Source organism: Streptomyces sp. ActVer (assembly GCF_027270795.1).
In the GTDB taxonomy this organism is placed as follows: Bacteria; Actinomycetota; Actinomycetes; order Streptomycetales; family Streptomycetaceae; genus Streptomyces; species Streptomyces umbrinus_A.
In genome coordinates this window covers 20,941-27,664 of sequence record NZ_JAPWHT010000096.1, presented here as the reverse complement: position 1 = coordinate 27,664, position 6,724 = coordinate 20,941, and the positions used below count along the sequence as shown (strand labels likewise).

Annotated in this window: 5 protein-coding genes and 2 pseudogenes; 3 read left to right on the top strand and 4 right to left on the bottom strand. The window is 68.5% G+C overall.

The annotated features are described in order from the left end of the window. On the bottom strand, positions 1–338 hold a 338-nt coding region (locus O3Q52_RS17965), incomplete at its 3' end, for a hypothetical protein (protein WP_269649796.1). Between O3Q52_RS17965 and O3Q52_RS17960 the strand changes: the two genes are divergently transcribed. Together O3Q52_RS17960 and O3Q52_RS17955 are read left to right on the top strand one after the other, a co-directional pair. Next, positions 326–682, top strand: a complete 357-nt coding sequence (locus tag O3Q52_RS17960; protein ID WP_269649795.1) for a hypothetical protein — start codon at positions 326–328, stop codon at positions 680–682. The two genes, O3Q52_RS17965 and O3Q52_RS17960, sit on opposite strands and share 13 nt — an antisense overlap. Positions 683–794: 112 nt before the next feature. Next, positions 795–2,294 carry an ISKra4 family transposase gene (locus O3Q52_RS17955; protein WP_269649794.1) on the top strand — a complete coding sequence of 500 codons (1,500 nt, stop codon included), beginning with the start codon at positions 795–797 and terminating at the stop codon, positions 2,292–2,294. A 31-nt stretch (positions 2,295–2,325) separates the two neighbouring features. Here O3Q52_RS17955 and O3Q52_RS17950 read toward each other — a convergent pair. From O3Q52_RS17950 to O3Q52_RS17940, 3 genes and pseudogenes are all read right to left on the bottom strand, one after another. Beyond that, positions 2,326–2,433, bottom strand: a pseudogene (locus tag O3Q52_RS17950) (phosphate transport system regulatory protein PhoU); the annotation flags it as partial. A gap of 534 nt (positions 2,434–2,967) precedes the next feature. Next, on the bottom strand, positions 2,968–3,393 hold the full coding sequence (locus tag O3Q52_RS17945; protein ID WP_269649793.1) for a hypothetical protein: 426 nt from the start codon (positions 3,391–3,393) through the stop codon (positions 2,968–2,970). Positions 3,394–3,849: 456 nt separating this feature from the next. Then, positions 3,850–4,807, bottom strand: a pseudogene (locus tag O3Q52_RS17940) (TIGR03619 family F420-dependent LLM class oxidoreductase); the annotation flags it as partial. A 132-nt stretch (positions 4,808–4,939) separates the two neighbouring features. On the opposite strand from O3Q52_RS17940, the gene O3Q52_RS17935 reads away from it, so the two are divergent. Then, complete coding sequence (locus tag O3Q52_RS17935; RefSeq protein WP_369124170.1) at positions 4,940–6,721, top strand: hypothetical protein; 1,782 nt, start codon at positions 4,940–4,942, stop codon at positions 6,719–6,721. The last annotated feature ends 3 nt before the right edge of the window (positions 6,722–6,724 follow it).

The window sequence follows — 6,724 nt, the reverse complement described above, 5'->3', positions numbered from 1 at the left end:
CAGAATCGACGCTCCGCGCACCGATTTTCACGCCGCCAGGCGTGACTAGAGGAACAGGAGGACTCTTCTGTAGTGAGCTGGTGATGCCGTGCGCCGTTGCCGTTCGTGGTCGGACGGCGGATCGTCGTGTCCCAGGAGGCGGTCTTGGAGGCGGCGATGGTGTCGTGGTTGGAGGAGCTTGATCGGCGGGAGGCTTCCGCGCGGGAGGAGATCGCCGAACTGCGGGACGGGATTGAGGAGTTGACCAGGCGTCTTGCTGAGCGGGAGGAGGTGCTGTCCCGGCTGGAGATCACGCGGGAGACGATGACCGAGATCCTGTCCGGTGATGAGATGGTCACGGTCGCCGGGGCGGAAGCGGGCGCGGGCGGGGGCGGAGGAGTACCGGTCTGCGGCGGGATCGCCGGTCGGGGTGCGGCTGGTGCCGCAGTGGACGCCCGGGCTGGCCGTGGGGGTGCTGCCGGGTTCGTACCGGGACATCGTCGAGGTCCTCCAGGACGCGGTGCGTCCGATGCGGGCGCATCACATCTGTGCCGCGCTGGGCCTGTCGACGGACAAGAGCAAGGTGGAAGGCTTCCGATCGAAGCTGAAACGGCTGGCCGGGCGGGGCTGGCTGGTGGAGGAGGAGCCGGGACTGTTCACGCCGTGCGAGGCCCTGGCGGCGGCCGGGGATGCGCCGGGGTAAGCGGAGTCCGCCGCGCGCGGCCGCGCCGGTGTGGGGGCGGGCTCTCGTCCCTAGCGTCGAAGGTGCCACCCATTCGCATGCCCGGAAAGCGAGAGCCCGATGACCGCAGGCTATGCGGCCGACGCGGCGGCTGACCCCTTTGCCCGTGCCGCTTCTTTCCTCACTTGTCTCATCGATTCTCTCTCCGGTCCCGAAGCTCTGCTCCTGCCCACGAGCGGGTGGAGGAAGACGCCGAGAACGGGCGAGGGAGCTGGCCCGCCTTCTCCTGCAGGGCCATTTCGACCTGCGCGCCCGGCGGGAGGAGGCCGAGCTGTCGGCCCTGAACGCTGGCGACCGGGCCGTACTCGCCGCGGGTCGGACCCGGCTGGAGAAGGGCCACCGGCGCCAACTCGCGACCGTGGTGGGGCCGGTGACCGTGACCCGGCGCGCACTGCGTGCCCCGGGCCGGACCAACTGCTGTCCGGCCGATGCGGTACTGAACCTGCCGCGCGTCCGGCACAGTCTGGGCCTGCGCAAACTCGCCGTACTGGAAGCCTGCCGCGGTTCCTGCGACACCGCGCTCGAGGCGATCGACCGCCGCTGCGGAGCCCGTCTGATGGGCAAGTGGCAGGCCGAGGAACTGGTGCGGGCGGCCGCGGTGGACATCGCCGCCTTCTACCTCTTGCGCACCCCCGAACCCGCGGCGAAACAGACGCTGCTGGTGCTCAGCTTCGACGGCAAGGGCATCGTGATGGGGCCGGGACATCTGCGCGAGGCGACCCAGAAGGCCGCCGAGCGGGCGAAGCGGACCTTCCGCACCCGTCTTTCGGCCGGGGAGAAGTCGGGCCGGAAACGGATGGCCACCCTCGCGGTCGTCCACGACGCGGAGCCTGCCGTTCGTCGTCCGCACGACATCATCGCCCCGCCCGGCGGCCGCACCGGACAGCGCACCGTCCGCAAAGGGCCGAAAGCCCGCGCGAAATGGCTCACCGCCTCCGTCGAGCACGATCCCGAACACGTCATCAAGACGGCGTTCGACCAGGCCGAGGCCCGCGATCCGCAGCACCGAAGGAACCGGGTGGTCCTGGTCGACGGCGCCACCCACCAGCTCGACCTCGTCCGAGCCGAGGCCGGCCGCCGTGGTGTCACCGTCCACGTGATCGAGAAATTGTGGGCGGCCGCACGGTGTTTCCACACCGCCACCGACCCGGACGCCGAGACCTGGGTCGGGACGAAAGCGGCCCGGATCCTGGCCGGTGACGCCTCCGGCGCCGTCGCCGACATCCGCGCCGAGGCCGCCCGCCGCCGTCTCACCGACGATCAACGCGCGGCTGCGGACACCGCCTGCCGCTACCTCACCAACAACGCCGACCACGTCCACTACGACCAGGCGCTGACAGCCGGCTGGCCGATCGCCAGCGGAATAGTCGAGGGAGCAGCACGCCACTTGATCGCCGACAGGCTCGATATCACCGGCAGCAGGTGGAGCCTGGCCGGCGCCGAAGCTGTCCTCACCCTCCGCGCCGTCATCAGCAACAACGACTTCCCCGAGTACTGGATCTTCCACACCGCGAGGGAGCGCGAACGCCTCTATCCCCAGCCTGACCAGCACGCCTACGGCCTCTCAGCCTGATCGACGATCTCACTCACGAAGAGCCGCACCCATCGAGGAGAGCAGTGGTGGCCCGCCCGATGGCTGAACCGACCAGGTGGGCCATTTCCACCAGGCTGTCAGTGATCGATTCCAGCTCTTCGTGATACGCAGTTCGCACCGCGTGCCTCCCCACGTCGAGTACGTCCCCATTCTCCAGGAGGCTGCTCAGGCTCCGTCGGCGCCTCGCCCGGCACAGCGGCTGGAGCGGCCAGCCCTACACCCTGCCCGAGGACGCGGTGGAGTGGGTGGAGGCACTCGCGGCCCTGCGCCGCGAGGTGACCCACCCGCGGATCTACCCCTTCCGTGAACAGGTCGCCCGGGCCTGCGAGCGGGCCGCCCTGGCGCTGCGTGCCGGTGTCCCCGAACCAGGACTGACGGCTCCTGATACGAGGTTGCTTCGTTGGTGGGCCCCACCGTTGCCTGGACGGGTGCGCCTGCCGTTGCACCGGGGGTTGCTCCCCAGCCATCCCGGAAGCACGGGTCGTACCAGGTCACATCGCTTGGGCAAGCCCACTTCGTACGCCGACACCTCTTCCTGCGCGACAGCCGCAGGAAGAGGGATGCCGTCTCTCGCGCTCCTCGCGGTTCCGCGCAACGCCGTGAGTGGTGCGGCCGGTCAGAACCGGCCGCACCACTCACGAGTTCTAGCGGGTTACCACTTGTCGGTACACCACTTGTTCGTTTCCGGGCCCCGGTAGCAGGCTCGCATCACGAAACTGCTGGACGACCTGGTTGCGATACCTTCGGTGAAGTTGCTGACCGTCGTGCTGTAGATGGACCGGGTGACCCAGTTCGCACCACTGTCGGAACTGGACTCCAGCCAGATGTCACCCTGCCGGTCCGACGGGTAGTTGTCCAACTTGGCCCAGGCGTACTGGGTACCGTTGTAGGTGCCGTAGCGCAGCTGAACCTGGAACCCGCCGATCGGCGTCCACTCGGCGGTCGCCTTGTCCGGGATCGCAAGCACCTGATCCCGGCTGATCTTCTCCTCCGCGGCGCTGGCCGACCCGACGGAAGTGCCCATCAGCGTGCCCACCGCCAGCAAGGTGAGCAGGAACAGGCGAAGTGACTTCAACATGGAACTCCTTGAATATCGATCACGAGCGGCTACTCGGCAACAAGCTCACATACGGGAAGAAAATCTGTTGAGGCAGACGTAGAGGACGGTGCCGGGTGGGTTGGTGTTCACGGCGAGCCAGTGCCGGGCACCTGGCAGAGAAGGCCTGCGGACAGGTCCTGTTTCCTCTCCTTGACCGAAGGGCTGGGGCGCCCACAGATTTGCCCTTTGCCGTCATGCTCGCCTGCCGGGACCCTCGGCATGTCGTCACCATGACCACTGCTGTCACCCGACCGGAGCGATCACGTCGTTCCTGCCCAAGCAGCCGTAGCGGCCATGAGTTCCCCCGTGCCAACGCCTCGAAATGTAGACCGCACCTCGGACATCGCGCCCCTGACAGATGTCAGGGTGTTGATTTGGCGCTGGCGCACGGCGGCACGGTCCCCGCGAGCTATGACTTCCGATGCCGGGGCTGCGCAGCGGCCCCACCTCCGCCCCGAACACCCCGATCTGATCGACCAGTTCCCCCCTTCCCTCGACTCCTGAACCGCACCTGAACCTGGTCCACCCCCATCGCCCGATACGCCCGCAAGGACTCGGCGAGGGCGTCCGGCGGCCCCGCGATCGTCCGGCGTCCGACGTCCCAGCCGGACGTGCCGAGGTACGGAGGCCCGGCGATGGCACCGACGGTGAACGGCTCCTCGATGCCCGCCTCTTCCCGCAGCCGCCGTATCCGGGCGACCTGCTCCGGGAGCCGGTCGCGCGGGTCGCCCTGCGGCAGCCAGCCGTCGGCCTTCAGCGCGGCCCTGCGCACGGCGGCCGGGGACGATCTGCCGACCCAGAGCGGGACGCGGTCCTGGGCGAGCCGTGGCAGTTGGCCCAGGCCCGCGAAGTCGTAGAACTTGCCGTGGTGTTCGGGGAACTCGTCGGGGCCGAGGGCGGCGCGCAGGGCGTCGATCGACTCGTCCAGTACGGGCCCGCGGCGCTCGAAGTCGGCCCCCAGCGCCTCGAACTCCTCCCGTACGTGCCCGGCCCCGACCCCGAGGATGAGCCGGCCGCCGCTGAGGTGGTCGAGAGTGGCGTACTGCTTGGCGGTGAGGAGGGGGGTGGCGCAGGCCGACGACCGCCACGTGGCTGAGCAGCCGTACGCGCTCGGTCACGCCCGCCAGGAAGGCCACGTGGCGACGAGGTCGTACCAGACCGTGCTCATGGCGGAGGCCAGGCGGCGCGGGATGGCGACGTGGTCGCAGCTCGCGACTTAGGCGAAGCCGGCGTGGTCGGCCGCGCGGGCGACGGCCGCCAGGTCCTCCGGGCCGGCGGCGGCCTCCCAGGGTTCGGCGTAGATCGTGCTCTGCGACTGGACGGGGAGCTGGATGCCGTACGCGAGGTCTCCGGCACCGTCAACGACCCCTGGTCCAAGAAGACGGCGACCCAGCACAAGTTGTACGCCGACACCGAGGCGTACTACGTCCGCACGGAAGCCACCCACGCCCGTACCAACATCACCAGCGGCATCACCCCTCGTGACAGGGTGCGCACCACCACGACCACATATGACGACTACGGCATGGCCGAGACCGTCCAGGACGGTGGTGATGATGCCGTCACGGGCGACGAGACCTGCGCCCGCACCTGGTACGCCCGCAACGACGACAAGGGCATCAACTCCACGGTCTCCCGCACCCGTACGGTCGCCAAGACCTGCGCGACCACAGACGCGAGCCTGGACCTGCCGGCCGATTCCTCGCGCCCCGGCGACGTCATGTCCGACACCGCCGTGGTCTTCGACGACACCGGCGCCACAGCCTGGTCCTCCTCCCAGAAGCCGACCAAGGGCGAGGCCGTGTGGTCCGGCCGCGCCAAGTCCTACGGCAGCGACGACTCCCCGTCCTGGCAGAAGGTCGCGACGACCACGTACGACAAGCTCGGCCGCCCGCTGGTCGTGAAGGACACCAACGGCCTGGCCGCTGCCAGCACGGCGTACACACCGGCAGAGGCGGGACCGCTGACGTCGACCGCGGTCACCAACGCCAAGTCGCACAAGACCACCACCACGCTGGACTTCGCGACCGGCGCCGCGGTCAAGGTCGCCGACCCCAACGACAAGATCACGGTGTCCGAGTACGACAGCCTCGGACGAGTCACCAAGGTGTGGCTGCCCAATCGTTTCCAGTCGCTGAACCAGACGCCGAACTACGTCTACGAATACAAGGTCACCAGCGCGGCGATGTCCTGGGTGTCGACGGGAACGCTCAAGGGCACCGGCTCCGGCTACAACACCACGTACGAGTTCTACGACTCCCTGCTCCGAAGCCGACAGGTCCAGACGCCGAGTCCGGTCGGCGGACGTCTCATCTCCCTGACTCTGTACGACGACCGCGGCCTGGCGGTGAGCCAGCAGGGCGACACATGGGACAACACCTCCGCACCTTCCAGCACTCCGGTGCAGACCGAGGGCGGCCAGGCTCCGGTCCAGAACGACACGACGTACGACGGTGCGGGCCGTGCGACCAGGACGGTGACGAAGAACCATGGCGTAACCCGATGGACCATCGACACGAGCTACACCGGTGACACGGTCGCCACCTCCGCCCCCACGGGTGGCCAGGCCACAACGGTCGTCACCAACGCCCTCGGCCAGACGACCGAGCGACGCGAGTACGGCGGCCCCAGGCCGACCGGAACCGACTTCAACACGACCGCGTACACGTACACGCCTGCCGGACAGCAGAAGGCCATCACCGGCCCGGACCAGTCCAAGTGGTCCTATGGCTACGACCTGTTCGGCCGTCAGGTGACGACCAGCGACCCGGACAAGGGGACGAGCAGCACCGACTACGACAGCCTCGACCGCGTCACGAGCACGACGGCGAACAACGACGAGTCCAAGAAGCTGCTGTACGAGTACGACGAGCTGAGCCGCAGGACGGGCATGTGGCAGGCGAGCAAGACGGACGGAAACAAGCTCGCGGCCTGGACCTTCGACAGCCTGGACAAGGGACAGCAGGACACTGCCGTGCGCTACGACGGCGGGGCGAACGGCAAGGCCTACACCCAGAAGGTCAACGACTACAGCAACCTCTACCAGGTCACCGACAGCCAGCTCACTCTGCCCGACAACGATCCCTTGGTCGCCGCAGGAGTGCCCAAGACGTTGTCGTCCACCACCGGCTACCGCCCGGACGGCACGATCGGCCAGTTCTCCCAGCCCGCGGTCGGAGGCCTGGCCTCCGAGACGGTCTCCTATGGCTACAACGCCACAGGCCAGCAACTCACAGCTTCCGGGACCAGCGGCTACTGCAAGGTGCCGCCTACTTGCCCCAAGGCGATTTGCAGGGGCTCACGCTGAGCA